Source organism: Mesorhizobium sp. WSM1293, from assembly GCF_000513875.1.
Taxonomy (GTDB): Bacteria; Pseudomonadota; Alphaproteobacteria; order Rhizobiales; family Rhizobiaceae; genus Mesorhizobium; species Mesorhizobium ciceri.
On sequence record NZ_AZUV01000011.1, the window covers coordinates 184,831 to 209,966 of the forward strand.

The 25,136-nt window shown below is 64.0% G+C and carries 27 protein-coding genes; 12 read left to right on the forward strand and 15 right to left on the reverse strand.

Annotated features, from left to right (window positions below; genetic code table 11):
- Positions 1-20: 20 nt before the first annotated feature.
- Together M729_RS0115910 and petA are read right to left on the reverse strand one after the other, a co-directional pair.
- Entirely contained in the window at positions 21-1,322 is a 1,302-nt protein-coding gene (locus tag M729_RS0115910) for a cytochrome b N-terminal domain-containing protein (protein WP_013529985.1), read from the reverse strand.
- Between the two features lie 17 nt (positions 1,323-1,339).
- Positions 1,340-1,900: a ubiquinol-cytochrome c reductase iron-sulfur subunit gene (petA, locus tag M729_RS0115915; protein WP_013529984.1), complete on the reverse strand. Its 561-nt coding sequence runs from the start codon at positions 1,898-1,900 to the stop codon at positions 1,340-1,342.
- Positions 1,901-2,214: 314 nt separating this feature from the next.
- Here petA and M729_RS0115920 point away from each other — a divergent pair, with 314 nt between their 5' ends.
- Positions 2,215-2,559, forward strand: coding sequence for a cupin domain-containing protein (locus M729_RS0115920; protein WP_027162162.1), 345 nt, complete (start codon positions 2,215-2,217; stop codon positions 2,557-2,559).
- A gap of 3 nt (positions 2,560-2,562) precedes the next feature.
- Here the strand turns inward: M729_RS0115920 and M729_RS0115925 are convergent, their stop codons facing one another.
- From M729_RS0115925 to M729_RS0115945, 5 genes are all read right to left on the reverse strand, one after another.
- Positions 2,563-2,874 (reverse strand): DUF6665 family protein, encoded by a 312-nt coding sequence (locus tag M729_RS0115925; protein ID WP_013529982.1) that lies wholly within the window; start codon positions 2,872-2,874, stop codon positions 2,563-2,565.
- Between the two features lie 74 nt (positions 2,875-2,948).
- Positions 2,949-3,356, reverse strand: a complete 408-nt coding sequence (locus M729_RS01000000135250; protein WP_245267588.1) for a GNAT family N-acetyltransferase — start codon at positions 3,354-3,356, stop codon at positions 2,949-2,951.
- A gap of 4 nt (positions 3,357-3,360) precedes the next feature.
- A complete protein-coding gene (locus M729_RS01000000135255; RefSeq protein ID WP_032808649.1) occupies positions 3,361-5,244 on the reverse strand; it encodes an ABC transporter ATP-binding protein in 1,884 nt (627 codons plus the stop codon).
- 10 nt (positions 5,245-5,254) lie between these two features.
- Positions 5,255-7,141, reverse strand: a complete 1,887-nt coding sequence (locus M729_RS0115940; protein WP_032808610.1) for an ABC transporter ATP-binding protein — start codon at positions 7,139-7,141, stop codon at positions 5,255-5,257.
- 29 nt (positions 7,142-7,170) lie between these two features.
- On the reverse strand, positions 7,171-7,566 hold the full coding sequence (locus M729_RS0115945; RefSeq protein ID WP_084652660.1) for a hypothetical protein: 396 nt from the start codon (positions 7,564-7,566) through the stop codon (positions 7,171-7,173).
- A 443-nt stretch (positions 7,567-8,009) separates the two neighbouring features.
- Between M729_RS0115945 and M729_RS0115950 the strand changes: the two genes are divergently transcribed.
- Together M729_RS0115950 and soxR are read left to right on the forward strand one after the other, a co-directional pair.
- Complete coding sequence (locus tag M729_RS0115950) at positions 8,010-8,468, forward strand: tRNA (cytidine(34)-2'-O)-methyltransferase (RefSeq protein WP_027162165.1); 459 nt, start codon at positions 8,010-8,012, stop codon at positions 8,466-8,468.
- 132 nt (positions 8,469-8,600) lie between these two features.
- On the forward strand, positions 8,601-9,074 hold the full coding sequence (gene soxR, locus M729_RS0115955; RefSeq protein ID WP_027162166.1) for a redox-sensitive transcriptional activator SoxR: 474 nt from the start codon (positions 8,601-8,603) through the stop codon (positions 9,072-9,074).
- 103 nt (positions 9,075-9,177) lie between these two features.
- Here soxR and M729_RS0115960 read toward each other — a convergent pair whose 3' ends face one another.
- A complete protein-coding gene (locus tag M729_RS0115960; protein WP_013529975.1) occupies positions 9,178-9,435 on the reverse strand; it encodes a hypothetical protein in 258 nt (85 codons plus the stop codon).
- A 114-nt stretch (positions 9,436-9,549) separates the two neighbouring features.
- Between M729_RS0115960 and hemF the strand changes: the two genes are divergently transcribed.
- From hemF to M729_RS0115975, 3 genes are all read left to right on the forward strand, one after another.
- Positions 9,550-10,464: an oxygen-dependent coproporphyrinogen oxidase gene (gene hemF, locus M729_RS0115965; RefSeq protein WP_024504549.1), complete on the forward strand. Its 915-nt coding sequence runs from the start codon at positions 9,550-9,552 to the stop codon at positions 10,462-10,464.
- Between the two features lie 311 nt (positions 10,465-10,775).
- Positions 10,776-11,036 (forward strand): DUF1344 domain-containing protein, encoded by a 261-nt coding sequence (locus tag M729_RS0115970; RefSeq protein WP_013529973.1) that lies wholly within the window; start codon positions 10,776-10,778, stop codon positions 11,034-11,036.
- Between the two features lie 233 nt (positions 11,037-11,269).
- A complete protein-coding gene (locus tag M729_RS0115975) occupies positions 11,270-11,455 on the forward strand; it encodes a DUF1059 domain-containing protein (protein WP_013529972.1) in 186 nt (61 codons plus the stop codon).
- A gap of 1 nt (position 11,456) precedes the next feature.
- Here M729_RS0115975 and M729_RS0115980 read toward each other — a convergent pair whose 3' ends face one another.
- From M729_RS0115980 to M729_RS0115990, 3 genes are read right to left on the reverse strand one after another with little or no spacing between them, the layout of a single operon-like run.
- Positions 11,457-12,722 (reverse strand): CCA tRNA nucleotidyltransferase, encoded by a 1,266-nt coding sequence (locus tag M729_RS0115980; protein WP_027162167.1) that lies wholly within the window; start codon positions 12,720-12,722, stop codon positions 11,457-11,459.
- A complete protein-coding gene (locus M729_RS0115985; RefSeq protein ID WP_027162168.1) occupies positions 12,719-13,354 on the reverse strand; it encodes a CoA pyrophosphatase in 636 nt (211 codons plus the stop codon). The genes M729_RS0115980 and M729_RS0115985 overlap by 4 nt, the downstream gene beginning before the upstream one ends.
- Positions 13,354-13,983 (reverse strand): DUF1285 domain-containing protein, encoded by a 630-nt coding sequence (locus M729_RS0115990; RefSeq protein ID WP_024504545.1) that lies wholly within the window; start codon positions 13,981-13,983, stop codon positions 13,354-13,356. Before M729_RS0115990 ends, M729_RS0115985 begins: the two co-directional genes overlap by 1 nt.
- A gap of 154 nt (positions 13,984-14,137) precedes the next feature.
- Here M729_RS0115990 and M729_RS0115995 point away from each other — a divergent pair, with 154 nt between their 5' ends.
- The 4 genes from M729_RS0115995 (at position 14,138) to M729_RS0116010 (ending at position 21,065) form a co-directional block, all read left to right on the forward strand.
- Positions 14,138-15,142, forward strand: a complete 1,005-nt coding sequence (locus M729_RS0115995; protein ID WP_013529968.1) for a MoxR family ATPase — start codon at positions 14,138-14,140, stop codon at positions 15,140-15,142.
- The gene (locus M729_RS0116000; protein ID WP_013529967.1) at positions 15,142-16,104 is read left to right on the forward strand and encodes a DUF58 domain-containing protein; all 963 of its coding nucleotides are present in this window, start codon (positions 15,142-15,144) and stop codon (positions 16,102-16,104) included. The genes M729_RS0115995 and M729_RS0116000 overlap by 1 nt, the downstream gene beginning before the upstream one ends.
- Positions 16,101-18,923 (forward strand): DUF4159 domain-containing protein, encoded by a 2,823-nt coding sequence (locus M729_RS0116005; RefSeq protein WP_027162169.1) that lies wholly within the window; start codon positions 16,101-16,103, stop codon positions 18,921-18,923. Before M729_RS0116000 ends, M729_RS0116005 begins: the two co-directional genes overlap by 4 nt.
- Before the next feature lie 63 nt (positions 18,924-18,986).
- Positions 18,987-21,065 carry a membrane protein gene (locus tag M729_RS0116010; protein ID WP_027162170.1) on the forward strand — a complete coding sequence of 693 codons (2,079 nt, stop codon included), beginning with the start codon at positions 18,987-18,989 and terminating at the stop codon, positions 21,063-21,065.
- A gap of 55 nt (positions 21,066-21,120) precedes the next feature.
- Here M729_RS0116010 and clpS read toward each other — a convergent pair whose 3' ends face one another.
- From clpS to M729_RS1000000138840, 4 genes are all read right to left on the reverse strand, one after another.
- Positions 21,121-21,426, reverse strand: a complete 306-nt coding sequence (clpS, locus tag M729_RS0116015; protein ID WP_013529964.1) for an ATP-dependent Clp protease adapter ClpS — start codon at positions 21,424-21,426, stop codon at positions 21,121-21,123.
- Positions 21,427-21,565: 139 nt separating this feature from the next.
- Positions 21,566-21,931, reverse strand: coding sequence for a hypothetical protein (locus M729_RS0116020; protein WP_027162171.1), 366 nt, complete (start codon positions 21,929-21,931; stop codon positions 21,566-21,568).
- A 216-nt stretch (positions 21,932-22,147) separates the two neighbouring features.
- Positions 22,148-22,381 carry a hypothetical protein gene (locus tag M729_RS0116025; protein ID WP_013529962.1) on the reverse strand — a complete coding sequence of 78 codons (234 nt, stop codon included), beginning with the start codon at positions 22,379-22,381 and terminating at the stop codon, positions 22,148-22,150.
- A gap of 39 nt (positions 22,382-22,420) precedes the next feature.
- Positions 22,421-22,723: a hypothetical protein gene (locus M729_RS1000000138840; protein ID WP_024504541.1), complete on the reverse strand. Its 303-nt coding sequence runs from the start codon at positions 22,721-22,723 to the stop codon at positions 22,421-22,423.
- A 253-nt stretch (positions 22,724-22,976) separates the two neighbouring features.
- On the opposite strand from M729_RS1000000138840, the gene M729_RS0116035 reads away from it, so the two are divergent.
- Positions 22,977-23,693: a response regulator transcription factor gene (locus tag M729_RS0116035; protein WP_027162172.1), complete on the forward strand. Its 717-nt coding sequence runs from the start codon at positions 22,977-22,979 to the stop codon at positions 23,691-23,693.
- Positions 23,690-25,096, forward strand: coding sequence for an ATP-binding protein (locus M729_RS0116040; RefSeq protein ID WP_024504540.1), 1,407 nt, complete (start codon positions 23,690-23,692; stop codon positions 25,094-25,096). The genes M729_RS0116035 and M729_RS0116040 overlap by 4 nt, the downstream gene beginning before the upstream one ends.
- The last annotated feature ends 40 nt before the right edge of the window (positions 25,097-25,136 follow it).

A 25,136-nucleotide genomic window follows, 5' to 3' on the forward strand; every position in this document is an offset into this window, starting at 1 on the left:
CCCTTAGATTCTCTACCCGCTCAGCCTTTGGTTTCCGGAGCCGCCGTAGCGCCCGCCGGATGTCCGCTGCCGCCCTTGTTCTTCTCGAGCACCGCCTCGGTGATCGAGTTCGGCAACCGTCGCGGCGTCTCAATCAGGCCGAGCACCGGCAGCGCGATCAGGAAGAAGGCGAAGTAGAACAATGTCGCCATCTGCGCCATGAACACATAGCTGCCTTCCGCCGGCTGCGAGCCCAGCCAGCCAAGCAGGATGGCATCGGCCACGAACAGCCAGAAGAACAGCTTGTACCAGGGCCGGTAAACAGCCGAGCGCACCTTCGAAGTGTCGAGCCACGGCACCAGGAACAACATGACGATGGCGCCGAACATGCATAGCACGCCGCCGAGCTTGGAGTTGATCGGCCCGACATTGAAGGTGATGGCGCGCAGGATCGCGTAGAACGGCAGGAAGTACCATTCGGGCACGATGTGGGCCGGCGTCTTCAGCGGGTTGGCGACGATGTAGTTGTCGGGATGGCCGAGATAGTTCGGCAGGTAGAAGACGAAATAGGCGAAGAAGAACAGGAACACGATCATGCCGAACGCGTCCTTGATGGTCGCGTAAGGAGTGAAGGCGACGGTGTCGGTCTTCGACTTGACCTCGATGCCCGTCGGGTTCGACTGGCCGACGACATGCAGCGCCCAGATGTGCAAAACGACGACGCCGGCAATCATGAACGGCAGCAGGTAGTGCAGTGCAAAGAAACGATTCAGCGTCGGGTTGTCGACGGCAAAGCCGCCGAGCAGCAGCTGCTGGATCCAGTCGCCGACCAGCGGAATGGCGCTGAAGAAGCCGGTGATGACGGTGGCGCCCCAGAAGCTCATCTGGCCCCATGGCAGCACGTAGCCCATGAAGCCGGTCGCCATCATCAGGAGATAGATGATGCAGCCGAGGATCCACAGCAGTTCGCGCGGCGCCTTGTAGGAGCCGTAATAGAGGCCACGGAAGATGTGGATGTAGACGGCGACGAAGAAAAACGAGGCGCCGTTCGAATGCATGTAGCGCAGCAGCCAGCCCGAATTCACGTCGCGCATGATCTTCTCGACCGAGCCGAAGGCCAGATTGGTGTCGGCCGTGTAATGCATGGCCAGCACGATGCCGGTCAGGATCTGCGCCACCAGCATGATCGACAGGATGCCGCCAAAGGTCCATGCATAGTTGAGGTTGCGCGGCACCGGATAGGCAACGAAGCTGTCATAGACCAGCCGCGGCAGCGGCATGCGGGCGTCGAACCAGCGTCCGAGACCGGTTTTGGGCGTATAGGTCGAGTGTCCCTCGCTCATCGAAATATCCCCCTGCCTCAACCGATAAGGATCTTGGTATCGGAAATGAACTTGAATACCGGAACCGCCATGTTCTCCGGCGCCGGGCCTTTGCGGATGCGGCCGGCGGTGTCGTATTGCGAACCGTGGCACGGGCAGAACCAGCCGCCGAAATCGCCTTCCTGGCCAAGCGGAATGCAGCCGAGATGCGTGCAGACCTGAACCATCACCATCCAGGCTTCCTTGCCGGGCGTGGTGCGATTGGCGTCGGTCGCCGGTGCGTCGGCCGGGAGATTGGCGTTGCGGGCGATCGGATCCTTGAGATCGGCCAGCTTGACCGCCTCGCCGTCCTTCATTTCCTGTTCGGTGCGGTTGCGGACCACGACCGGCTTGCCGCGCCATTTGACGATCAGCGACATACCCGGCGTCAGCGAGGCGACGTCGACTTCGACCGAGGCGAGCGCCAGCGTCGAGGCGTCAGGGCGCATCTGGTCGATGAACGGCCACGCGAAAGCACCCGCGCCGACCACTGCGGCCATGCCGGTGGCGACGTAGAGAAAATCACGACGGTTGGGATCCTGGGTGTCGGTTGCGCTCACGGGTGCCTGATCCTTTCGCCTCTTCCGTGCCGGTGGTTGAGCCTTGTTCCCCGCTCAATTACGCCAACCCGACAGCGCATGGCGAACAGGCTTGCGAATTCCTCCGGCATTTGGACTTCGGTTTATGCGTGAAGCCCGTTTTTGTCCAGACGGGTGAAGGCACAAGGGCAGATTGTCGCGGGGACAAAATCCGCCGCCGGTCAACACGACGCCGGATAGCCGCCAACCATCACTAAACAACCGGGAAACAACCGCAAATCCGACGCCCTTGTTCGGCTCGACACAAGGCCCCAGCCGGGTCTATCCTTGTCATCATGGCACACGTCATAGACCGCGACACCTGGGCCGTTCGCTCGGACCATTGGAAGGGCGAGTTGCAATGTGGCGCCTACGGCTCCAACTCCTGCCTGATCTTCAACTATCTGTCTGATGTCGGCGGCGGCCCGCGCCTGCACACACATCCCTACGCGGAGATCTTCATCATCCGCCAGGGCACCGGCCTGTTCACTGTCGGCGACCAGGAAATCGAGGCATCCGCCGGCCAGATCCTGATCGTGCCACCCAATACGCCGCACAAATTCACCAATCTCGGCCCAGGCCCGCTGGAAACGACCGACATCCACGAGAATGGCAGCTTCATCACCGAATGGCTGGAGTGATCCCTATTTCGCGCCGAGCCTGGCCAGCACCGCTTTCGGGATGTTGTATTCACGAATGACGGCATCGTGCTTGCGCAAGCCGCACAGCTCGCGCTGGATGAAATAGCCATGCACCGCCTCGGCGGCATCCTTGAGCAGAAGGGGGCGCAGTTGCTCGTCGGCATTGTCGCGCAGCCTGGCCAGCGTTTCCTCTACCCGCTGGCCGGCGCGGCCGAGTGCTGCCGCCTTTTCCGCCAATATTTCATGGCCGAGCGCGTCGAAGGCGGCTTCGGCGGCCGAGGCGCCGGCAAGATGAGATGGCGGACGCAAGGACATTTCAGCCTCCTTTCCCGAAAACCATGCGGTGTGTGACGAACTCTTCGCCTGCTACGCGCTGAAAGCCAAGCCGTTCATAAAAACTGAAAGGCTTCTTGCGGCGCGCGGGTGTTCAGCATGGCGAAATGGTGACGTGCCCTGTCGACAACGGTTTCGACCAGCATCCGGCCAAGGCCGGCGCGACGGTGGCGCGCGCTCACAAACAGGTGCCGGACCCGGCCGTGGCCCCTGCCCTCGAAATAGGGATCGATGTTCAACCCGCACACGCCGGCGAGTTCCCTTCCATACCATGCTCCGTACAGCGCCTCCCCCCGTTTCAGGAACTTGTTGCGGCCACTTGCCCAGCCATCCGCAAGGCGTACCAGCATCCAGTAGCCTTCCAGCCGGCTCTCTTCCTTCAGCGTGTCGAAGGCCGGCATGGTCGGCCGGAGCCGCTTGAGCACGTAGCCGACCTCTGGGATGGCGCCTGTCGATCCACCCATGGAGCTACTCCGCCGGGCGCGTCTCTTCGAGCACGCTGTCTTCGTGATAGAGAAAACCGCCGGACTGCCGCTTCCACAGCCGCGCATAGAGCCCGTCGAGCGCCACCAATTGGTCATGCGTGCCTTGCTCGACAATGCGGCCGCCGTCGAGCACCACCAGACGATCGAGTGCTGCGATCGTCGACAGCCGGTGGGCGATGGCGATGACCGTCTTGTTTTCCATCAGCCGTGTCAGATTCTCCTGGATCGCCGCCTCGATGTCGGAATCGAGTGCCGAGGTCGCCTCATCGAGAATCAGGATCGGCGCATCCTTGAGGAAGACGCGGGCGATCGCCACGCGCTGGCGCTGGCCTCCCGACAGCTTGACGCCGCGCTCGCCGACAAACGCCTCGTAGCCGGCGCGGTCCCTGTTGTCGCGCAAGGTCAGGATGAACTCGTGCGCCTCGGCCTTTTTCGCCGCCGCGATCACCTCCGCATCGGTCGCGTCAGGCATGCCGAGCTTGATGTTGTCGCGCAGCGAACGGTGGAACAGCGCCGTGTCCTGGCTGACGACGCCGATATTGGCGCGCAGCGAATTCTGCGTAACTTTGGCGACATCCTGGCCATCGATGGTGATCGACCCGCTCTCGAGATCGTAGAGGCGCAGGATCAGATTGGCGAGGGTCGTCTTGCCGGCGCCGGACGGTCCGACCAGCCCGACCTTCTCGCCTGGCCTGACGACAAGGTCGATGCCGTTCAGCACGCCGAAACCTTTGCCGTAGTGGAACTCGACGTTCTTCACCGCGATACGGCCGCCTGCCACGACGAGTTCCTTGGCGTCGGGCGCATCGGTGAGGCCGAGCGGCTGCGAAATCAGCGCCTTGGAGTTCTCCAGCACGCCGAGGTTTCGCAAGATGCTGTTGAGCTGCATCATCAGCCGGCCGAGCAGCATGTTGAGCCGCAGCACCAGCGACAGGGTGAAGGCGACCGCGCCGACGGTGATCGAGCCCTCGACCCAGAGATAGACGGCAAAGCAGCCGATCGCCGTGATCATGATGCCTGACAGCGTGGTCAGCGCCATGCGCACGCCGGTCAGCCGGCGGGTGAACGGGCGCAATGCGTCGAGATAGATGTCGAAACCGTTCCTGATGTAGCGGTCGTCGCCATCGGCCGAGAACAGTTTCAGCGTCTGCACGTTGGAATAGGAATCGACGATGCGGCCGGTGATCATCGAGCCGGCCTCGGCTGTTTCCTCGGCATGCTTGCGGATTGCCGGCAAATAGAGCTTGGCCAGCCAGCCGAAGGCGGAAATCCAGATCACCACCAGAACCGCCAGCCTGAGATCGAGGCCTGCGACCAGCGCCAGCGTCGTCACCGTGTAGACGATCATAAACCAGACGACCTCGATGAAGCTTTCCATCAAGTCGCCGGTCGCCTGGCCCGCCTGCCAGACCTTTGTCGCGATGCGGCCGGCGAAATCGTTCTGGAAAAAAGCGTAGGACTGGCGCGAGACATGCCGGTGCGCCTGCCAGCGCACCAGATTGTAGAAGCCCGGCGTGATCGTCTGTTCGTCGACCAGCGCCGACAAGCCGACGACGACGGTGCGGATGACCAGCACCACCACGGCCATGAAAACCAGTTCAGGGCCGGCAGCGGCCCACAGTGCGTGCCAGCTGCGCTCGGCGGGAAGCTGGTCGAGAATATCGACCAGCCGCCCGACGAAGTAGAACAGGCCGGCCTCGACCAGCGGCGCGATGCCGCCGATGACCAGCATGGCGAAGAAGGCGAACTTCGCCTGGCCGACATAGTGCCAGAGAAAGCCGCCGACACTGATCGGTGGCCGAAGATTCGCCGGCTCCCTGAACGGATAGACCCAGTTCTCGAACCAGCGATAGACGGCTGTCATCATGCGGCGGCCATCATTCTGCGGCTTGCCCCTTTGCAAGTGCGTCGTTGGCGGCGTCGGCGGGACCGTCCTCAAGCAGGAACCCGCCCGACTGGCGCTGCCAGAGCTGCGCGTAGAGCCCGCCCTTGGCGACGAGTTCTTCGTGCGAACCTTCCTCGATGACACGGCCCTTGTCCATCACCACCAGCCTGTCCATCGCCGCGATGGTCGACAGCCGGTGCGCGATGGCGATGACGGTCTTGCCTTGCATGAGCTTGTAGAGATTCTCCTGGATCGCCGCCTCGGCTTCGGAATCAAGCGCCGAGGTCGCTTCGTCAAGGATAAGTATAGGTGCGTCCTTCAACATAACGCGAGCAATGGCGACGCGTTGCCGCTGGCCACCGGACAATTTGACGCCGCGGTCACCGACATGGGCGTCGAAGCCCTTGCGGCCGCTGGCATCCGAAAGCCCTGATATGAAGTCCAGCGCCTCGGCGCGCCGCGCCGCCTCGGCAAGCATCTCGTCGGTTGCATCGGGCCGGCCATAAAGGATGTTCTCGCGCACCGAACGATGCAGCAGCGAGGTGTCCTGCGTGACCATGCCGATCTGCGCACGAAGCGAATCCTGCTTCACAGCGGCGATTTCCTGGCCATCGACCAATATCTGCCCGGCTTCGAGGTCGTAGAAGCGCAGCAACAGGTTGACCAGCGTCGACTTGCCGGCGCCGGAACGGCCGACGATGCCGACCTTCTCGCCCGGCTTCACCGCCAGCGACAGGCCCTCGATCACACCCTTCTGCTTGCCGTAGTGGAAGCGGATGTCCTCGAAGCGGATCTCACCCCTGGAGACGCTGATCTCCTTCGCGTCCGGCCGGTCCTCGACAAGGCGCGGCAGCGAGATCGAGGCGATACCGTCCTGCACCGTGCCGATGTTCTCGAACAGGCCCGACATTTCCCACATGATCCATTGCGACATGCCCCACAACCTGAGCACAAGGCCGATGACCACGGCGACCGCGCCGATCGTCACTGCTCGCCCCAGCCACAGCCACAGCGCCATCGCGGTCACCGAGAACAAGAGCAGCGCGTTCAGTATGTAGAGCGAGCCGAAAAGCACTGTCACCAGGCGCATCGACCGGTAGACCGTTTCGAGAAAGCCGGACATACCGTCTTTGGCGAATGACGCTTCGCGGCGTGCATGGCTGAACAGCTTGACCGTCTGGATGTTTGAGTAGCTGTCGACGACCCGGCCCGTCATGATCGAGCGCGCATTGGCCTGTTCCTCGCCGACCTTGCCCAGCCGGGGAATGAAAAACCGCAGCAAAAGGATATAGCCGACCAGCCAGACGCCGAGCGGCGCGGCCAGCCGCCAGTCGGCCGAGCCGACGATGAGCAGCATGCCGAGGAAGTAGACGATAACGTAATTCAGGACGTCGATCACCTTGATGACGCATTCGCGCACGGCGAGAGCCGTCTGCATCAGCTTGGTCGCGATGCGGCCGGCGAACTCGTCCTGGTAGAAACTCATCGACTGCTTGAGCAGATAGCGGTGCACCTGCCAGCGGATGCGCATGGGATAGTTGCCCATCAGCGTTTGCTGGTTGAGGAGCGAATGCAGCCATACGGTGCCCGGCAGTGCGAACAGCACGATGAAGGCCATGCCGGCAAGCTTCCAGGCTTCCGTCTGCAGGAAGGTTTCGCGATTCTGTCCCGACAGCCAGTCGACGATGCGGCCGAGGAAGCCGAACATCCACACTTCCGCGATCGCGATGGCCGTCACCAGCACTGCGTCGAAAAGGATATAGGGCCAGGCGCCGCGCGTATAATGCAGGCAGAAGGCAACCAGCGTCTTGGGCGGCTCGACCGGTTCCGCCGCGGGGAACGGATCGAGCCTTTTTTCAAACCAGCTAAACAACAACATAGGTCATGCCTGTGAAATGGGTTTGCCGCTTACGCGGCACGTGAGCGTACGAAGTCCCCGGAACCGATGGCGTCGAGTGCCGACGGTCCGGAATCACCCGGACCGTCGGCAATGCTTCGCGCAATATAGGGGCTCGCGGGCTTTTCGCCGACAGCTGCGCCAGACGATCCTGACGACACGGTGCCGCCAGCCCGGTTTTTCGGGCCAGGCCGGATCAGCCGGATGATCCGGCGCACCAGCGACGGCCGCCCGGGATCGGGAACCGCGCGCGAAAAATCGACATCCGGCAGCATGCCGCGATGCGGCCGGCGGCGAACCTCGGCGTGAACCGCCGACGAATAGGTGTCGCCGATCAGCAGCGCCCAGGTCGGCAGTCGGTGGATATGCAGGCTCCTCGAGCCCGGTATTCTGTAGGGATCGAACATCGGTCCGTCCTCCGTGTGAAAATCGAGATAAAAAGGCGAAGCAATATCGTCCGCCGGCATTCGCCCGGAGACACGCATTGCATCGGTCCGGACATGACGAGTGTCGGTCCGGACAGCTTCAGTTGGGGCGTTCAGCCCTTTTGACTTTTTGAAAAACATCGCAGGATTCCTTCGAGAGCCGAAAAATCGTTTCGGCGGGAATCGGTGCGATCAAGTCTTAGAGAGTCAGGAGAATCGTCGTACCGAAACCGCCGGCAGGCAGGTAAGCCCACGAGAGGGGCGCTGGATGTGCATGGTCATCATGAATTACCCCTCCATCGGTTCGGGTTGACAATGCTGGTTGTATACCCGACTTCGCAGAAAATGGCCACCCGCAGGTCCAGCAATTTCCAAAACCGCCAAGCCGCTGTGGCCGATCCGCCACTTATTAGAAGGACGCGGAAATGAACCGTCGTCTCCGCATCGCGCTCTACCAGCCTGACATTGCCGGCAACACCGGAACAATCCTGCGCTTCGCCGCGTGCCTCGGACTTGGCGTCGACATCATCGAACCGGTCGGATTTCCGCTCTCCGACAAGGCGCTCAAGCGAGCCGGCATGGACTACCTCGAAATGGCTGCCCTGACCCGGCACGTCGACTGGCACGCCTTCGAGGAATGGCGCAAGGCTGATTCGCACCGGCTGGTGCTGCTGTCGACCAAAGCCACGACGGCCTACACCAGCTTCAGCTTCGCGGACGGTGACGTCCTCCTGTTCGGCCGCGAATCCGCAGGCGTGCCGGATCCTGTCCATCAGGCGGCGGATGCGCGCCTGACCATCCCCATGCAGGGTACGGCGCGCAGCATCAACGTGGCGCTCTCCGTCGCCATGGTGGTGGGCGAAGCCATCCGGCAACTCGGATAACGGCACTCCGTCTCCCGACATCTTGACCCAGGCGCACATCGCCTTCTCCTTCGTTTGCACATCCAGGGTTTCTTCGCTACAAGCTCAACTTAACTTGAGGTCAAGCAGAAAAATCGGGACGGAAAATCAGACATGGCGCCTGTAACGGAATTAACGGTTGGCCAGATGGCCATGCGCAGCGGGGTGGCGGTGTCGGCGCTGCATTTCTACGAGGCCCGCGGCTTGATCCGCAGCCACCGCACGTCGGGCAACCAGCGCCGCTACGGCCGCGACGTGCTGCGGCGCGTGGCGATCATCAAGGTTGCACAGGAGGTCGGCATCTCGCTGGCCGAAATCGGTGCCGCACTTGAATCACTGCCCGAAAGCCGCACGCCGACGCGCGACGACTGGAACCTTTTGTCGACCGCCTGGCGCGACGGGCTCGATCACAAGATCGCCCAGTTGAAGAAACTGCGCGAAGGGCTGACCGACTGCATCGGCTGCGGCTGCATGTCGATCGACAAATGCCCGCTGCGCAACAAGGGTGACCGGCTGGCACGCGAGGGAACGGGGGCAAGGAGGCTGGTCGCTCTTCCTTCTCCCCGTTCACGGGGAGAAGGTGCCTGAACGCAGTGAAGGCAGATGAGGGGCGGCGCCAGCATTGAGAGGTTCGTGCCGCTCCTCAACCTGCCTGCCGGCACCCTCTCCCCGTAAACGGGGCGACGAAATCCTAGTCGGCCGCAGGCAACCGCCTGATGGTGAACTCGATCAGGTCGCCCGGCCGCTCGAACCAGCTTTCGATCTCGGTCCAGTAGGCCTGCTTGGGAAAGCGCTCGAACCATTCCTTGGCCTTGAGCCGGGCATCGGAGCGTGGCAGCACGAAGGTCTCGCGCAGGAAACCGTCGCGCGGCATACGCACGCGCTCGGCACGGCTTTGGTCGAGCCTTTTCTTTAGGCCATCCAGCGGCGGTCTTGCCGGGGTGCGCACGAAACAACTCCTTGCACCGTAATGACACTTGACCCTGTCCCCTAAGAGATTAGGGATCGCGCCGGCAAAAGACGAGTCATTTGTGGGACTCGCCGCCCCAACCGGAGACGGCATTTGGAACGACCAGAAATACCGGCGGGCCTGCCCGCCGACATCGAACAGAAGAAGATGAAGGCGCGCCTCTGGTTCGAGGCGCTGCGCGAACGCATCTGCGCCACCTTCGAGCAGATCGAGCAGGATCTTGGCGGGCCGCTGGCCTCGTGGTCACCCGGCCGCTTCGAAAAGACGCCATGGGAACGTGACGAGGGGCGCGGCGGCGGCGGCACCATGTCGATGATGCACGGTCGCGTCTTCGAAAAGGTCGGCGTCCACACATCGACCGTCCATGGCGAGTTCTCACCCGAATTCAGGAAGCAGATGCCCGGGGCCGAGGAAGACCCGCGCTTCTGGGCATCCGGCATTTCGCTGATCGCGCACCCATGGAATCCCAACGTTCCGGCCGTGCACATGAACACGCGCATGGTGGTCACATCCAGCCAATGGTTCGGCGGCGGTGCCGATCTGACACCGGTGCTCGATCGCCGCCGCACCCAGGACGACCCCGACACGGTCGCCTTCCACCGCGCCATGCAATTCGCTTGCGAGAAGAATGTCGCGGTGGCCGATTACCCAAAATTCAAGGCCTGGTGCGACGAGTACTTCTATCTGTCGCACCGCAACGAGCCGCGCGGCACCGGCGGCATCTTCTTCGACTGGCTGCATTCGGGTGAGGACAAGGGCGGCTGGAATGCCGATTTCAACTTCGTCCAGGATGTCGGCCGCGCTTTTCTCGTCGTCTACGGCCACCTTGTGCGCGCCAACTTCAACGAGAACTGGACCGATGGCGACCGTGACGAACAGCTCATCCGCCGCGGCCGCTACGTCGAATTCAATCTGCTTCACGATCGCGGCACCATATTCGGACTGAAGACCGGCGGCAATGTCGCCGCCATCCTCTCCAGCCTGCCGCCCGAGGTCCGCTGGCCGTAACAAAATGGTGAGCCCGGCGTGAGCCGCATTGATGTCCCATTCGCTCGAAATGGGCATGGAATGTGGCACACGGTGCGGCGAAAAATTTCTTTTTCGTCTAATAGGCTCTTGAAAAGACTGGTCTATTTGTGGCGCGGGGTCGGGAAGCGCCGGCGGTTCGCCTGCGCGCAATTTCAGGAAAGTGCGAAACGGCTTTCCGACCGGAATTGCGTCAAGACAAAGCGAGCCGCGACCCGACGCGACCGGACGGCCCAAGACGACGCGGGACATCTTCGTCAAAAAGATACCCGCCTTTCCAGGAGTACTTCGCAATGCGCAAGATCATTGTTTCGGCGGCCGCCGCTGCCCTTCTTGCTTCCGGTTCGGTGGCGTTCGCCGCCGTCAAGCACACCACCGGGACGATCAAGACCTTTGACACGACGGCCATGAGCCTGGTCCTCGACGATGGATCGTCTTTTACGCTTCCCAAGACCTTCAAGGATCCTGGCCTGCAGGTCGGTGAAAAGGTCCGTGTCTCATGGGACATGAGCGGCAAGAAAAAGATTGCCGAGGCTGTCAAGATCGCCAAGTGAAGGCCTGCCCGCCAAAACGGGACGAGACGATGTCTGGCCCTGTTTCGGGGTAGTGTTTAGAGGGCGGAGCGATGCTGCTCCGCCCTTTTGCCGTTGACGGCAACCAATACCACCCCATCTGTGTTATGCTTCTCACCCGTTCGCGGTCCGCGGTTTCAACCCTGGAACCGGACATGAGCCAAAAAAAGTGCCGGAGCCTCGACCAGGCTCCACGGAGGAAAAGGAGAAATCTCATGAAGGAATTTCACTGCGGGTCGCTCGTGCCCGGCTGTGACTGGCACACACGTGCCGACGAGGAAGCCGAGGTCATGCGCCGTGCCGTCGAGCACATGCGCGAGACACATGGCGAGACGGTCATCCGCGAGACGATGATCGAGGCGATCCGTTCGCGCATCGAAAAGACCCGCGACGCGGCCTGATCTACCCGGCCTGCAAGGCTTCGGCGGCGCGCTTGAGGAGCGCGTCGCGATCAGGGGCAAACCCGGCTTCGACCCATTCCGCTTCGAGATTCCTCAGGATTTCGCCGAGTTTCGGGCCTGGAGTTGCGCCGAGCACCGTCAGATCGGCACCTTTCAGCGGAAACAACGGCTTTTCCCATTTGGTGGCGAAGCCAAGCAGGCGCGAAAAGCCACCGGCTTCGAGCAGCGCCTCATTGTCCTCGACGGCGCGCATCCTGGCTGCCGCAAGCGACAGCCGCAGACGGTCGACAAACCCCTGCCGGTCGCCGCGATAGAGCCTTTTTGCCAGTTCGCCCTCGGTCGTCTTCGGCTCGACGGCGGTGGCGAGCGCCCAGTGGCGCAGGCGATCCGCTTCGGCGGTCGAGAGTTTGAGCCGCTCGGCGAGCGACTTCATGCGAGCGGCATCGGGCGGCACGATCGCTTCCAGTCTGAGCAGCGGGTCGGGTGCCCAGCCCAGATCCTTGCCGGCCTTGGCCAACCCATGGATGGCATCGATACCCCATTTCTCGCTTTCCGGCAGCGCCGCGGTCAAGACACCTGCCTGCCGCATCCAAAGCAGCGCCCGTGACGGATCGGGCGCCGACAAAAGTTTCTTCAGTTCCGACCAGATGCGCTCGGACGAAAGCTGGGCCAGCCCTTCCTTCAGACGGGCGCAGGCTTTCAGCCCCTCGGCGTCCGGCCGTCCGTCGCCGTACCAGGCGAAGAAGCGGAAGAAGCGCAGGATGCGCAGGTAGTCTTCGCGAATGCGCGCTTCCGGGTCGCCGATGAATCGCAGCCGGCGCGCCTCGATGTCGGCAATGCCGCCGACCAGGTCGACCACCTTGCCATCGGCCTCGGCATAGAGCGCGTTGATGGTGAAGTCGCGCCGCTCGGCATCGAGCTTCCAGTCGCGCCCGAACGACACTTTCGCGCGCCGCCCGTCGGTTTCGATATCGGCGCGCAAGGTGGTGATTTCATAGGGCTTTCCACCGGCAACCACGGTGATTGTCCCATGCTCGATACCGGTTGGCACCGCCTTGAACCCTTCCGCTTCGGCGCGGCGGAGGGTTTCCTGCGGCAAGCAGGTGGTGGCGATGTCGATGTCGGCGACCGGCTGGCCCATCAGTGTGTTGCGCACCGCGCCGCCGGCGACTCGCGCCTCTTCACCGCCTTCGGCCAGTGCGAACAGCAGGCGCTGCAGATGCTTGTCGGTGAGCCAATCGGCCCTGCCTGCGATCGAGACACTCACGCATAGAGCCTTTCATAGAGAGTACGAATGATGCCGGCGGTGACGCCCCAGATGCGCCGGTCGCCGTAAGGCATGTCGTAGAAGAACCATTCGAGATCGTTCCACATACGGCTGTCGCGCTTGTGGTTGGCCGGGTCCATCAGGAAGCGCAGCGGCACTTCGAAAGCGGCATCGACCTCGTCTGCGTTGAGCGTCAGTTGGAAACCGGGCCGCACGATGCCAAGCACCGGGGCGATGCGGTAGCCGCTGCCGGCGACATAGTCGGGCATGCGGCCGATGATCTCGATGCGATCTCGGCCAAGCCCGATCTCCTCGAAGGTCTCGCGCAGCGCCGCCGCCTCAGGGCTCGGATCGGTCGGATCGATAGTGCCGCCGGGAAAGGCCACCTGCCCCGAATGGCTGCGCAGCTTTTCGGCCCGTTTGGTCAGAAGAACCGTCGCATCGCCCTCATGATCGACCACCGGGATCAGCACCGCGGCATTGCGCAGCGCCTTGCCCTGGTTGAGGCGCGGATGGCCGGGGTTGAAGCGATGGTCGCCATAGTCGTCGTCGCCTGCATGCGCATCGGGCTGCACGGCAAAGCGCGCGCGAAAATCCGCGGATGAAAACGGCGCCGGCGTCGCCTGGTCCATCACGCGCTCAACCGCTTCAACTGGTCCGCCGGCATGATCGGGAACACGGCGCCCTTGGAGCGCACCGCGAACATCGTCTCGCCGTCGATTTCGATCTCCTCGCCATGCCCGACCAGTTCATACATCACCGGCCGCGCCACCAGCGCCTCCAGACGGCCACGCACCAGCACATAGGGCTTCAACCCGCCGGTCTCGTTCTCGTCGACAAACCGCAGCGGCCGTTGCGGCCCGGCTTCGACGACGTCGCCGACATTGGTGCGGAAGGTGATTGTCTGCGCCTCGCCGCTGCCCGAAACGTCCATTTCGACGGCGATGAACGGCGCATCGGCGACGCGGATGCCGACCTTTTCCACCGGTGTCACCAGATAGGTCCTGCCATCGGCGTCCTTGCGCAGCACCGAGGAGAAAAGCTGCACCAGCGGCATGCGCCCGATCGGCGTGCCCAGATAGAACCAGGTGCCGTCGGCCTTGATCTCCATGTCCAGATCGCCGCAGAAGTCGGGATTCCAGCGTTCGACAGGTGCCGCGCCCTTGCCGGCACGGGCGGCGCGCGAGATCAGCGCCTCGAGACCACGCGCCTCGGTGGCATCAGTCAGGCTTTCTTCACGATGTCCCAAGGGTCCCGTCATGGTCACGAAATAGTCACTGTTGTTCCGCTTGTCAGCCTAAGTCTGTGATTTAAGTTTCGATGTAGGCGCCACGCGAGGCCGAATCGCGGCAACTTATGGTATGGTGCAGCCGTTGTTCCAGCCATGGTATTCCAACCACAAGGATCGATGCGGCATGAGCGTGATGGTCAAGGAAAGCCCGATCAGCGAAAAGGACATGATCGCCGAGGCCGAAAAGGCGCTTGCCGACATCTCCCGGATCCGCGACGGGGTCGGCCGGGTCATCTTCGGACAGGAAAGCGTCGTCGAGCGCACGCTGGTGGCGCTGCTGGCCGGTGGCCATGCGCTGCTGGTCGGGGTGCCGGGTCTCGCCAAAACCAAGCTGGTCGAAACACTTGGCATCGTGCTCGGCCTCGATTCGCGTCGCATCCAGTTCACGCCGGATCTGATGCCGTCCGATATCCTCGGCTCCGAAGTGATGGAGCAGGACGAGACCGGAAAACGCTCCTTCCGCTTCATCTCCGGGCCGATCTTCGCCCAGCTGCTGATGGCCGACGAGATCAATCGCGCGTCGCCGCGCACCCAGTCGGCGCTGCTGCAGGCCATGCAGGAATACCACGTCACCATTGCCGGCGCCCGCCATGACCTGCCGGCGCCCTTCCACGTGCTGGCAACCCAGAACCCGCTGGAGCAGGAGGGCACCTATCCGCTGCCCGAGGCACAGCTTGACCGCTTCCTGATGCAGGTGGACATCCTCTATCCCGAAATCGAGGCGGAGCGCCGCATCCTTCTGGAAACCACCGGCATCGAGGACGCGAAAGCGCAAAACGTGCTGCAGCCGGTGCGGCTGAAGGAGATCCAGACGCTGATCCGCCGCATGCCGGTGCCTGAAAGCGTCGTCGAGGCGATCCTGACGCTGGTGCGCTCGGCGCGTCCCGGCCAAGGCAATGCCGAGACCGACAAGAACGTCGCCTGGGGTCCCGGCCCGCGCGCCAGCCAGGCGCTGATGCTGTGCACAAGGGCGCGCGCGCTTTACGACGGACGGCTGGCGCCCTCGGTCGACGACGTCCGTGCGCTGGCCGAGCCGGTGCTGCAGCATCGTATGGCGCTGACCTTCGCCGCCCGCGCCGAAGGCACCAGCGTGCGTGACGTGGTGGCGAAACTCGTGAAAGGGATTTGATGCCGCGCATCGGCGAGGTCCAGGCTCCGGCAGCGACGCGCGACGCGCTCGCCCGTGGCCGGTTGCGGGCCTCGCTTGTGCCAGACCTGCTGGTCGAGGCGCGGCGCATCGTCAACACCGTGATCGCCGGCTGGCACGGCCGCCGCAAGCGCGGCATCGGCGAGAATTTCTGGCAGTTCCGCCCCTACGTCGAGGGTGATTCCTCGCGCATCGACTGGCGCCGCTCGGCCCGCGACGATCACACCTATGTGCGCGACCGCGAATGGGAAGCCGCCCATACCGTCTGGCTGTGGGCCGACCCCTCGCCGTCGATGCTCTACAAATCGACAGGCGCCAGCGTTTCCAAGCAATCGCGCGCGCTGGTGCTGGCGCTGGCCATGGCCGAGCTGTTGTCGCGCAGCGGCGAACGCATCGCCTGGCCGGGCCTCACCGACCCGTTCACCGCCCGCAACGGCGCCGAACGCATTGCCGCCCAGTTGATGCATGCCGGCGAGCTGCCGGCAAAACCCGACCTGTCCGACATCAGGCGCTTCTGCGACATCGTCATCGTCAGCGACTTCCTCGATCCTGTCGAGGAGACGATGGCCTGGCTCGACGTGCTGGCCCGCCACGGCGTGCGTGCCCACCTGATCGAGGTCGCCGACCCGGCCGAGGAGACCTTCCCCTATGCCGGCCGCACCGAATTCACCGATCCCGAGACCGGCGACAAGCTGACCGCCGGCCGCGCCGAAATGCTGGGTGATGAGTATCGCCTGCTCTACACCGCCCGCCGCCACGAACTGGCCGCCTGGTGCAAGCGGCTTGGCTGGAGCTTTACCGTCAACCACACCGATCGGCTCGCCTCCGACGCGCTGGTGCGGCTGCACATGGCGATGACCACTGATGGCCCCTCGGTCAGGCCGACCGCTGGCGGTCGTGCAGGCATCGCTGGTGGCGATCGGCCAGGAAAGGCTGTCGCATGAGTTGGCTGCCGCTCTCCTTTGGCGCCCCCATGGTGCTGTGGGGCCTGCTGGCACTGCCGGTGATCTGGTGGCTGCTCAGGCTGACGCCGCCCAAGCCGCAGACCGAGATCTTCCCGCCGCTGAAGATCCTGGCGCGCGTACTGAAGCGCGAGGAGACGCCGCAGCAGAGTCCGTGGTGGCTGACGCTGCTCAGGCTCTTGATGGCGGCCCTCATCGTCGCGGCATTGGCCGACCCGGTCTTCAATCCGCGCGAAAAGCTGCCGGCCGAGGGAGCCGCCCTTGCCCTGGTCATCGACAATGACTGGGCAAGTGCCGCCGACTGGGGCAAACGCGTCGCCACCGCCGAGCGGCTGATCAACGACGCCGGCTCCAACGGCGTGCCGGTCGTCATCGCCTTCACTGCCGAAAAGGCCAATGCCGAGATCGGCCCGTTCGATGCCGCCACCGCCCTTGACCGGCTGCGCGCCGCCAAGCCGCGGCCGATCCCGACCGACCGGCCGGCCGTCTATACCCGCGTCGCCGGCGTGCTGGAGACCTTGCCCGGGGCCAGTGTCGCCGTGCTTGCCGACGGCCTGGCGGCAAAAGGCGATGAAGCCGCCTTCAACACGCTTTTGTCGAAAAATGCCGCCCGTGTCGTCTGGGCAACCGCCGACAGGCTATCGCTGACGGGCCTGACCGCCGCCGACAACCAGGTCGACGGCTTTGCGCTGACCGCCATCCGCGCGCCGGGCGACCCTGCCCCGGCGCAGGTCACCGCCGGCGCCTTCGACGACAAGGGCCGCCGCATCGCCGATGCGACGCTGACCTTTTCGCCTGGCGAAACCACCGCCACCGGCACCATGGCGGTGCCGTTCGAATTGCGCAACGACTTCGCTTCGATCGCGCTCGACGGCGAGCGGCAGGCCGGTGCGGTGCGCGTCCTCGACGAAAGCTCCAAGCGTCGCCGCGTCGGGCTGCTGTCGCAGGCCGAGGCCGACCAGGCGCAGCCGCTTTTGTCGCCGCTCTACTACATCAGGCGGGCGCTGCAGCCCTTCGCCGATCTGGTCGAACCCTCCAGCGCCGACCTCGCTGACGCCATCCCGCAGATCCTCGACCAGAAGCCCGCGATGATTGTCATGGCCGATATCGGCACCATTCCCGGACAGGTCCGGCAGAGACTTGTCGATTGGGTCAACAATGGCGGCACGCTGGTGCGTTTCGCCGGTTCGCGGCTGGCCACCGCAGGCGATGACGACGATTTGCTGCCGGTCCGCCTGCGCACCGGCGAGCGTTCGCTCGGCGGCGCGCTGTCATGGACGTCGCCGCAGCCTGTCACCGAATTCCCCAAGGCCGGCCCGTTCGCCGATCTGGCGCCGCCGGCCGAGGTCACTGTCAGCAGACAGGTGCTGGCCGAGCCGACACCCGATATCGTCGAGCGCACCTGGGCGGCCCTTGCCGACGGCACGCCGCTGGTCACCGGATTGAAGAAAGGCAAGGGCACGCTGGTGCTGTTCCACGTCACCCCTGAGGCAACCTGGTCGAACCTGCCGATCTCCGGCAGCTTCGTCGAGATGCTGCGCCGCATCGTGCAGCTGTCGCGCAACCAGGGCGCGGCCATCGCCAATGCCGAAGCCGCCGCGGCGTCGCTGGCGCCCTATCGCATGATTGCAGCCGACGGCTCGCTGGTGCCGCCGACGCCGGATGCACGGCCGCTTGTACCGGGCGCCGGCGCGCTGCCGGTGACCTTTGAAAACCCGCCCGGTCTCTATGGTTCCGAGACGGGCGTGTTTGCCCATAATCTGCTTGAAGCCGACAGCACGCTGGCCCCGCTGGCGCGCCCGCAAATCACTGTTCCCGTCACCTCGATCCAGTATGCCTTTGACGAATCGCGCAATTTGAAGGGCGCGCTGGTCGCGGCCGCCCTGGTGCTGATGCTGCTCGATACGCTGGCGGTGTTCTGGATGGGCGGCCTGTTCTCACGCCGACCGCGCCGCGCCGGTGCCGTGGCAACCACCGCCGCGGTCCTGATTGCGCTGGGTAGCTTGTTTGGTCATGCCGACCTTGCCCGCGCCGACGACGCCAAGCCGGGTGACGAAATTGCCATCGAGGCGATTTCGAAGACCCGCATCGCCTATGTGCTGACCGGTGTGCCGGGCGACGATTCGATCAGCCGTGCCGGGCTCGAGGGCCTGACCCGCTTCCTGGTCGAAAAGACGGCCCTTGAACCGGGCGCACCAGCCGGTGTCGACATTTCGAAGGACGAGCTGTCGTTCTATCCTTTGATCTACTGGCCGATCGATCCGGCCGCCCCGATGCCGAGCCAGGCCGCCATCGCCCGCATCGACGCCTATATGCAGCAGGGCGGCACGGTGCTGTTCGACACCCGCGACCAGTTCGCCAACGGCATCGGCGCCGATTCGACCAGCCCGGCGACGGAGCGGCTGCGCGACATCCTCGGCAACCTCAACGTGCCGCCGCTGGAGCCGGTGCCGTCCGACCACGTGCTGACCAAATCCTTCTTCATCCTGCCCGAATTCCCCGGCCGCTTCGCCGGCAGCCCACTGTGGGTCGAGGCGTCGCTCGACGCCAGCAATGCCGAGAACCGGCCGGTGCGCACCGGCGACGGCGTCTCGCCTATCATGATCACCGCCAATGATTTTGCCGGCGCCTGGGCGGTCGACGAGAATGGCGATCCGCTGCTGCCGACCGTACCGGCGGACCCGATGCAGCGCGTCTACGCGCTGCGCGCCGGCGTCAACATCATGATGTACATGCTGACCGGCAACTACAAATCCGACCAGGTGCACGTGCCCATACTGCTCGAACGGCTGGGGCAGTAAGATGAGTTTGTTTGGTTCCCTCCGGTCGCGGATAAACCCTCCCCAAAAAGAGGAGGGTAAGGGATGAACTGGTCGATTTCCTTCGAACCGCTGATCTCCTGGCCCCTGTTGGCCTTGGCGCTGGTGCCGCTGGCGCTGCTGGCGCTTGTCGGCCTGTGGTTTCGCCAGCGCGGCTCGGTCTTCCGCTTCATCGCCCTTTTGGCGCTCGCCGCCGCTTTGTTCAACCCGGTGTTCCTCAACGAGGAGCGCGAGCCGCTGAAAAGCGTTGTCGCCCTCGTCGTCGACCGCAGCCAGAGCCAGGATATCGGCGATCGCACCAAGCAGACCGACGAGGCGCTGGCCGGGCTGCAGCAGCGGCTTGGCCGCTTCAAGCAGTTCGACGTGCGGGTCGTCGAGGCCGGCAAATCCGAGGCCGCCGAAGAGCGCACCGAGACACGGCTGTTCGGCGCGCTTGAAGGCGCCTTCCGCGACGTGCCGCCGTCACGCATCGGCGGCGCGATCATGATCACCGATGGCGAGGTCCATGACGCGCCGCCGGGCGCGCCCGATTTCAACGCCCCGCTGCATGCGCTGATCACCGGCAACGACCACGAAAAGGACCGCCGCATCCGCTTCGAGAACGCGCCGCGCTTCGGCCTTGTTGGCAAGCCGCTCGACATGACCTACCGCGTCATCTCGACCGAAAACGAGACTGGCCCGGTCGATGTGCGCGTCTCGGTCAATGGCGAGCAGGTCGCCGTCGAGCACGCCACCGTTGGCCAGGCCATGCCGCTGCAGGTCACCATTCCGGGTGCCGGCCGCAACATCGTCGAACTCGCCATCGATCGCGAGCCGGGCGAACTGACCGACACCAACAACCGCGCCATCGCACTGATCGACGGCATTCGCGAGAACCTGCGTGTGCTGCTCGTCTCCGGCGAGCCGCATGCCGGCGAGCGCACCTGGCGCAACCTGCTGAAATCCGACGCCTCGGTCGATCTTGTCCATTTCACCATCCTGCGGCCGCCGGAAAAGCAGGATGGCACGCCGATCAACGAATTGTCGCTTATCGCCTTCCCGACCCGCGAACTGTTCGTCGAGAAGATCAAGGATTTCGACCTCATCATCTTCGACCGCTACCAGCATCGCGACGTGCTGCCGATCCTCTATTACGACTACATCTCCGAATATGTCGAAAAGGGCGGCGCGCTGCTGATCGCGGCCGGCCCCGAATATGCCGGCGAAAGCTCGATCGCGCGCACGCCGCTGATGGCCGCCCTGCCGGCGATGCCGACCGGCGAAGTTGTCGACAAGGCCTTCTATCCGCGCCTCACCGAACTCGGCCAGCGCCACCCGGTGACGCGTGGGCTCGATGGCTCGGCCACCGAGCCGCCGCACTGGAGCCGCTGGTTCCGCACCATAGGCGTGCAGAACCCGGAAGGCGAAGTGGTCATGAAGGGCGCCGACAACCGGCCGCTGCTGCTGCTCGACCGCAAGGGAGAAGGCCGCGTCGGCATGCTGCTGTCCGATCAGGGCTGGCTGTGGGCGCGCGGCTTCGAGGGCGGCGGCCCGCATGTCCAGCTTTATCGGCGCATCGCGCACTGGCTGATGAAGGAGCCGGAGCTCGAGGAGGAGCGGCTGACCGCCGATGGTCGTGGCATGGTGCTGGAAATCCGCCGCCAGACGATGGCCGACGATCCCGGCGCCGCGCAGATCATCACTCCGTCCGGCAAAACCTTGACGGTCAAGCTCGACAAAGCCGAGCCCGGGGTCTTCCTCGGCAGCGTCGAGACCAGCGAGATCGGGCTCTACCAGGTCGCCAATGGCGACCTCACCGCGCTCGCCCATGTCGGGCCGGTCAACGCACCGGAATTCGCCGACGTCATTTCCACCGAAAACCGGCTGAAGGCGCCGGCGGAAGCCACCGGCGGCAGCGTGCGCCGGCTGGCGTCTTCCACAGCCCTTGGCAGCGACGTGACGCTGCCTTCCATCGTGCCGGTGCGCTCGGCTGGTGCCGCATCCGGCAGCGACTGGATCGGCCTGCGCACGACAGACGACAGCGTGCTCAAAGCCGTCTCGCGCGTGCCGCTGTTCGGCGGCTTCCTCGGCCTCGGCCTGCTGCTTCTGGCAATGGGTTCGATGTGGTACCGCGAGGGACGGTAGCGCGGCGCTCTTTTTCCTTCTCCCCTTGTTGTGGGAGAAGGGAAAGCCCCCTGCTCTACTCCTCCGGCTCCGTCGTGAACATCAGCGGATAGCCCTTGGCCTTGCCGGCATCGGTGGCGCGCGTCGCCTTGGTCTCGGCGACATCCTTGGTGAACACGGCGACGACGCAGACGCCACGCCGATGCGCAGTGATCATCACCCGGTGCGCTTGGTCCTCGCTGAGTTTGAACTCGCCCTTCAGCACCGTCACCACGAATTCGCGCGGCGTGAAATCGTCGTTGATGAGGATGACCTTGTAGAGTTTTGGCCGTTCGACTTGCGGCTTGATCTGGGTACGCGGTTTTGTGGTGATTTCAGGCATCGGAACCGACAGTTTTGCGTAAGCGACGTGACCGCCATTCTGGCACCGGTGAAAACGGTCGTCCATTTTGATCGACGCGCGAAACCGGTGTCCGCCGACGCGGCCATTCACAATCATGTGGGAAAGTGTCGGTTGCCGTTCAACGGCCCTGGCGGCCGAATATGCGACGGCCGGGAATCTGCCGCACGGCCGCAGCGGGCGGTATATCGGACCGAAAACGGTTTCCGCCGGCATCCGCCCGGCGTTCCAGCCAGGTCGCGATCGGCCACGCGGCGACGCAGATCAACGTCGCGCCGGTCAGCACGACCAGCAGCCAGGTCTGTGCCGGCGTTATGTAGTCCCAGTTGGTGGAAATCGCCGGCGCGAACAGCGAAGGCTCGGTGCGTCCGCTGGCCGGATCGGGGACCGGGCTGGCGGTGAACAGGATAAGCACTCTGGCGAGGCCGGTGGCAACCAGACCGCCGATCACCATCGAGCGCAAAATGGACGAAAGCCGCTTCTTCATGCGGATTGTCCTACACGGCCGGCGTTGCAAACGGGTTAAGTGTCAGTCGAGGCGGAAACTGCCGGTGCCAGACTTCGCCAAAGATCAGTTGAACCCATCGACCCGCTTCATCGCCAATGTCAGGGCTTCAGCGGCTCGGACAGGAAGAAGGCCGCTCCAACCGAAACCAGCTGGAGCGGCCTTGGTCAACAGGCCGGCATTTTATGCCGGACCTTATCAGGTCTTCGGGGCGTCCTTCTTGACGGCCTTCTCAGCAGCCTTCTTGTGCTTCTTGACGGTCTTCTTGACGACCTTCTTCGGAGCAGCCTTGGCCGGAGCGGCAGTCGCCGGAGCGGTGGTCGTCGAAGCAGCCGGAGCAGCGGTCGTGGTGGCGGCGGCGTTGCCGAGAGCCGGCATCGCGAAAGCGAGAGCGACGGCGAGACCGGTTGCGGAGAGGATGGACTTTTTCATGGCTTCGTTTCCTTTTTATGCGGGTCAAGTTTCGGAGCGTTACTGAACCGGGTCGTTCGGCGTCACTCCAAGCAGCTTCAAAGCATTGGCGAGCATCCGGATGCCCTGTGCCTGTTTCTTGGCGGCGCAGTACCGGTTGCCCTTTCTCTGAAGTGCCTTTGCCGCGGTGACCTGCGTTGCCGTGGCATGGGTTTCGAGGGCTTCATCAAATTGGTGGCTGAGATTGGCGCACCGTTCGCTCCGGGTTGTGAGCGTCGCCTTTGCGTCCGATTGTCCGACAGCGGCAGTGACCAGGCAGAAGCCCAGCAACGCACCCAACAAACTGATCGACAACCTTGGCATCGGTTTATCCGTAAACCCGGAGACTAGCGTCGCAGCCGATGACCTGACCGCCACGAGATCAGTTATGCCTTTGAAATTTTTCAGGAGTTTTTCTGAACTGTAGAATTTTGTTTCTGGAGTGTGTCTGAGAAAGCCGGTGTGAACCCCATCATAGCCACTGGCCAACATATGGCCTGAATTCTATCGTGTGGGTTGCGACCGAAGGGCTTGGCAATCAAAGACAGAAGGGCTTGGCAACAATGACAGGGCTGCTGTGAAATCCGATGCACACATACTGATCGTCGACGACGACAAGGGCATCCGCGACCTGCTGCAGGAATTCTTCCAGAAGCGGGGCCTGCACACCTCGGTTGCGGCCGACGGCATCGAGATGGAGACCATCCTGCGGCGCGTCCAGGTGGACCTCATCGTCCTCGACGTGATGCTGCCCGGCAAAAGCGGGCTGGAGCTGTGCCGCGACCTGCGCGCCCAGTATTCGACGCCGATCATCATGCTGACCGCCGTCACCGAGACGACCGACCGCGTCGTCGGCCTGGAAATGGGCGCCGACGACTATGTGCCCAAGCCCTTCGACCCGCGCGAGCTTTTGGCGCGCATCCGGGCCGTGCTCAGGCGCAATGGCGCCGCCGAGCCGAAGCGCGCCACCACCAAGCAGATCTACCGCTTCGCCGGCTGGACGATGGACTGTGCCCGGCGCCGGCTGATCGCACCCGACGATGTCAGGGTCGAGCTGACCATGGCCGAATTCAACCTGCTGCAGACCTTCGTCAAGAGTGCGCAGCGTGTGCTGACCCGCGACCAGCTCATCGAACTGTCCGGCGGCGACAGCGACTATTCCTTCGACCGCAGCATCGACATCCTGGTCAGCCGGTTGCGGCGCAAGATGGAGGACGACCCGAAGGCGCCCAAGCTGATCCTGACCGTACGCAGCGGCGGCTACCAGTTCCTGCCCGAGACGACCTCCGAATGAGACGTTTCCTGCCGCAGACCTTGCCTGTCTGGGTGCTGCTGATCGTCATTGCCGGCCTGCTGATCAGCCAGGTCGCGACCCTCTACATCGTCTCGCGCGACCGCGCTGCCGCCAACGACGTCGTCGACCTCTACCGGCTCAACGACCGTGCCTTCTCGCTGGTGCAGCTCATGCATGACGCCAGTCCGGACGAGCGCAAGGCGACGGCGACCGGCCTGTTCAACTCCACCTACGCGCTCACCGTTTCGGACACGCCGGCGGTCACTTCGTCGATCGCCGGCGATGACGAACTGGCCGAACTCGAAGACATCCTCGTCGGCCGGCTGTCCAAATTCGGCATCACCGATGCACGCGTGCGCCGCGATCCGGCGACGCGCGAGGCCGACGACGCGGACGGCACGACGCCAGGACCCGACATCGGCCAGGTCGAGCGCGACCTTCTGGTGCTGGCCGCCGACTTCGCCCAGAGCGACAAGCTGACGGCATCGCTGCGCTTCGCCGACGGCCAATGGCTGAATTTCACCGAACCGATCACGCCCGTCGGCCCGATCCTGAGCTTCGACAGCCTGCCGCTCTATTCGCTGATCGCAGGGCTGGTGGTGATCATGTCGATCTGGTCGCTGCGCCGGCTGACGGCGCCCTACCGGATGATGGAAACCGCCGTGAACCGGATCGGCAAGGATCTGAAGAGCCCGCCGATCGCCGAGAGCGGCAGCCGCGAGGTGCGTGCCGCCGCCAAGGCGATCAATGCCATGCAGGCGAGATTGCGCGAATATGTCGAGGACCGCGAACATCTGGCGGCGGCACTGGCGCATGACCTGCGCACGCCGATGACCAGGATGCGCCTGCGCCTGGAGCTGTTGCGCAAATCGGCGGTCCGCGAGGCGCTGGCGCACGACCTCGCCGATGTCGAGAGCATCGCCAGCTCGGTGATCGACTTCGCCACCTTCGAAGTGACCGAGGAAAAGAACGAACGCATCGACTTCTGGTCGCTCGTGGAATCGATCGCCGACGGCTATGACGACGTCTCGTTCGACGACGAGACCCGTTCGCGCGGGCTGATCTGCATGGCGCGGCCGGTCGCGCTCAAGCGCTGCGTCACCAATCTGGTGCAGAACGCGGTCACCTACGGCAAGAAGGCGCATCTTTCGCTGCGCCGGTCGGAGGACATGATCCTGCTCACCATCCGCGATGAAGGGCCTGGCATACCGCAGGCGCAGATCGACGCCGTGTTCGGCTCGTTCGTGCGCCTCGAACAATCGCGCAACCGCCAGACCGGCGGTCTTGGTCTCGGCCTGACCATTGCCCGCAACATCGCGCGCGCCGCAGGTGGCGAGATCCGCCTGTCCAACAATCCCGGCGGCGGCCTGCTGACGCAACTGCGCCTGCCGCTGGCGGCATAAAAACAAGGCGCGCCCGGTCGCCGCGCCTCGCCGCCGTTGG